Annotated in this window: 4 protein-coding genes; 2 read left to right on the top strand and 2 right to left on the bottom strand. The window is 57.7% G+C overall.

The genetic code is table 11. The features are described 5' to 3' along the window. Positions 1-159 precede the first annotated feature (159 nt). On the bottom strand, positions 160-300 hold the full coding sequence (locus DUT91_RS25925) for a hypothetical protein (RefSeq protein WP_160113716.1): 141 nt from the start codon (positions 298-300) through the stop codon (positions 160-162). Positions 301-624: 324 nt separating this feature from the next. Here DUT91_RS25925 and DUT91_RS24575 point away from each other — a divergent pair, with 324 nt between their 5' ends. Together DUT91_RS24575 and DUT91_RS27225 are read left to right on the top strand one after the other, a co-directional pair. Next, positions 625-1,035 (top strand): transposase, encoded by a 411-nt coding sequence (locus DUT91_RS24575; RefSeq protein ID WP_281032647.1) that lies wholly within the window; start codon positions 625-627, stop codon positions 1,033-1,035. Further along, a complete protein-coding gene (locus DUT91_RS27225; protein WP_281032646.1) occupies positions 1,029-1,208 on the top strand; it encodes a transposase in 180 nt (59 codons plus the stop codon). Before DUT91_RS24575 ends, DUT91_RS27225 begins: the two co-directional genes overlap by 7 nt. A gap of 142 nt (positions 1,209-1,350) precedes the next feature. On the opposite strand, the gene DUT91_RS24570 is transcribed toward DUT91_RS27225, so the two are convergent. Further along, positions 1,351-3,195, bottom strand: a complete 1,845-nt coding sequence (locus tag DUT91_RS24570; RefSeq protein ID WP_114443006.1) for an RCC1 domain-containing protein — start codon at positions 3,193-3,195, stop codon at positions 1,351-1,353. Positions 3,196-3,855 lie beyond the last annotated feature (660 nt).

Genomic DNA, 3,855 nt, shown 5'->3' with positions numbered 1-3,855 from the left:
ACACAACGTTCTCTGCAACGTGAGGACAGAACCTGTCAAAAGGAGAGAAAGAATGAACGCGCAAGTGCAGGATACGACCTATGCGGTCATCGTCACGATGGACAACAATTTCATCGCCAATGCCAGTGACCTGAGATGACGGGGTGGTGCATCATCTGACTATCGTTGACCCGCGTCACAGCCCTTGCGGGTCGCCGGATCGCCCGGTTCGCCATAGGCGCGGTCGTCGTTACGTTCACCGGACTTTGTGCCCAGGGCTGGCAAAGCCGGGCCGAGCAGGATTGCACCGATCATCAGCATGAGTAAGAATCGTTTCGATAGCACTATCCCACAGGCAAAAGAGCGATAGCCCCGGATCGCATTGGCGAGCTGCGTATAGGAACACCTTGACCCCAACGATTCCGATCAGAGAAGGCTCTTAGCCCGGAAAATTCATGGTGGTTGTCGGATGTGGTTCAAACCATTGAATGACGGAGGATTTGGTTGCTTACACCGATCCGCATCATTCCCGGAGACCACACCCGCCATGCCCGATCTTACCTTGCCTCTGCCCGGTTTGTCATCCGTCGGCGGCAAGTCCGCCGTCGCCCGTTTCGACGGCGGTGCCGCGCCAATGATGTCGTCTTGATCCTTGGCGTGGCGTCCACCACGACGCTGCGCAAGCATGTCACGGATATGGAGGCCGGCACGCTGGCGCGCTTTGAAGCGTCGGCCCAGACGCACAAGGTGCGCCGCTTCACGCAGTTTTATGACGGCGCCGCCAGTTGGAGCCGCGCCGAGCGCATCATCGCCCGTGTCGAGGTCGGCGCCCAAGGGGCTGACACGCGTTTCATCGTCACCAACCTTGCAGGCGGCAGGCCGAGGCGCTCTGCGAGGATCTCAACTGTCGGCGCGGCGCGGCCGAGAACCACATCAAATCCTGGAAGACGTATCTGGCCACCCGACCGCACATCCTGCACCAGAGCGACAGCCAACCAGTTCTGTCTTGTTCCTGCATGCCGGTGCCTACTGGCTGATATGGGGCCTGCGTGCTGAAGCGCTCGAGCTTTGCCGCCGCGCAATTCGACACGTTGCGATTGCGCCTCATCAAGATCGTTGCGCGGGTGGTCGAGATGAAGACGCAAATCCACCTGCACCTGCCGATATCCTGCCCCGACCAGCGCATGCTGCACAGCGTCCTCGATCGCATCCCGCGGCTCATGACGTAGCCGGCGGGGGCGCAGACGCCCCGAACCCCTCCAGCCAATTACGACCGGTCAACCCCGGCGCCGATGAGGCTCGTCAAAGCACCGCAACGCCGACCGGAGGGCCCATCACGCCGCCGAAGCCCCCGTGCTGTGCATCACACGGCTAGCTCCGCGGCCAGATTCCAAATTGGATGTTGGTTGGTACGCTTCCACTATGTAGGTCGGACTGAGTGGCGGACATGTAATATGTGGTCTTCGATGCCGGGGGCGCACAGCCTGGCGCTGCCCAGGTGCCGGTATCGTCAACGGGGATGGTTGCATAACCGTGGCCATTTTGCATGACGGTGACGGTTGCGCCAGGGACGCCTGTACCAGTGACCGGAACAAAGTCACTGTAGATTTCCCCGTTGATTGGTGAGCTGAATTCGGGCGGTGGGAAGGTAATGTCGGCTTGCGTGCGGGTAGGATAGTTCTGGTTTTGTGTATTTCCAAGTCCAAGCTGGCCGCTGGTGTTGTCGCCCCAGGTGCAAAGCGCGTCCCCGCTTGTGAACGGTTTACCGACCAGGGCAGCTTGGCTGATCCCCGCACACCCGGTACCCAGGGTAATGATATCGGATAGTTCTAAGCTTGAGGCTCCCATGCGCTCAAAGCTATTGCGGTCCTGGTTGTCGCCCAGCCCAAGTTGGCCAGAAGCATTCGAGCCGGTGACATAGCAGTGGCCGTTGGAGAGCAAGACGGCTGTGGAGTTGCCGAATCCGAAGACTTCGGCTCCCGGGGCGGCCCAGGAACCCGCGGGATCAGTTGGAGAATTCCGCTGGGTGTTATCGCCCGTGCCCAACCCTCCTTTCCCATTCCAGCCCCAAAGCTTGAACGTGCCGTCGGACAGAAGCGCGATCGAGTGGTAGCTGCCTGCAGCAACCACTTTGACGTTTGCCAGCCCAGGGATCAGAACAGGCGATCCATAATTGTTATCAGTGTTTCCCAAGCCAAGTTCGCCGTAAGTATTATCGCCCCAAGCAGCAACGCTGCCGTCAGACAGCACCGCGAGGTTATGAAAACTCCCACAAGCTATGGATACTGCTGATGGCAGGGAAGTTCCGGGGCCAAGTACCAGCTTGGGCGACCAATTAGCGTTGCCGTCACCCCATGTCCACACGGTACCATCCGAGAGCAACGCGAGGGAGCCCCTGATCCTTGCGCAGATTTGGGTGACAATTGCTCCGTTGGGAGGCCAGTCGGTCCATCCACTGCCCAACACGTTTATCCCGTTTATCTGGCCAGGAGCCGGTCGGGAATAGTTGTTGCCGCCGCCGGTAGCCCCGTCGATGGTGTTACCCCAGGACCAAAGGGTGCCATCGCCGAGCAAAGCGAGCGAATGGTTGTTGCCGGCTGCGACGGAGACGACATCCTCACCGTTCGGCGGCCATGAATTGCCATCCAAATCAGTTTCGATCTTCATGAAATTCACAGCAGCGTTGGGGCCACCCAAACCGATGCCGAGCTGCGAATAGTTATTTGCGCCGCACGCCAGCACGGTGCCCTCGCTTACGACCAGAATATGAGCTCCACCCAGAGCAATATCCAGCGGCGGCGCATCCGCCGGCGGTGCATCGCCACCATTGCCCTGGAACGTAGCGGTTACACCGTTTGAGAAGCTAAGAGGTATAATATATGGCGCCGTGCCACCTTCAGCCGTGGCACTTATGCCGAAGGATCCGGAGGCCGTGCTGGTCACCGAAGCAGTGATTTGGCCCTGTCCGTCGGTGGATCCCTGAGGAGGGTTGATTGTAACGCCTTCATGCGGCGCAGAAAAGCCATCGACGAAAAAATTGACCGTGGCATTGTATACGGGATTTGGATCGCCATAGGGTGGACCATTGGTAACGGTCAGCAGCAAATGTTCTGATTCGGTTCCGTTCGCTGAAACATTGTTTTTTCCTGTCAGAACCAGGTCAAGATTACCCGAGTCTTGATCACGCCGTACTGGAGGTTTCCTGCTTTTTTTCATTTTCAAATCCACTTCTAAAAGAATGAAAATTTAGCCAAATAAGACTGCGTCTTTGCGCAAAATCTAAAATCGCCACTTATCGTCTAACCCGCTGGCTGGGTTCCATTAAAAGTAACGGTGGCTCTCTCAAGCCGCTGCGTCATAACGACCACACCATCTTTAATCTGATAGCTCATCACCGGGCCAAGGGCCTGTCGGGTGCCGTCAACTGCGACCGAAACGACACCTGTTTGTCATGAAATTCATAGCAACACCAGTTCCCCCCGGACCTATGTCGAGCGCCCGCTTCCGCCTCTTCATCATTCCGTTCGCCGCTATAGAACTGCCGTCAGCCACAATTGGATGAGGTTGGCCGAGACGCCGTAGGAGCGTCAAGCATCGCACTGTCCCATGACGCCGTTTCGAAGCTTGAACGTGTCGAGTGACGCCGGTATGGACCTCGTGATTTCATGAGCCTTCTCCGATTAAGGCCCACAGAGTGTATCGGTTTTTCCGTGTCCCGTGGTCCAGTCCCAATGGTTCACTCCTATTTCGCAGAGAACGTTGTGTTGATGTTGATTTGGGCGGTTGGCATTGACCATAGTGGCTGGCTTGGGTTTCCGCCCACGGTGTCGACCCTGTAGTCTACCTTGAGGGTTCCGTTGGCGTAGCCGGCCGCAT

The sequence above is a fragment of the Paramesorhizobium salinisoli genome (assembly GCF_003335045.1).
Taxonomy (GTDB): Bacteria; Pseudomonadota; Alphaproteobacteria; order Rhizobiales; family Rhizobiaceae; genus Paramesorhizobium; species Paramesorhizobium salinisoli.
The sequence above is the reverse complement of the archived record's forward strand: the minus strand, read 5'-3'. Positions and strand labels throughout refer to the sequence as shown.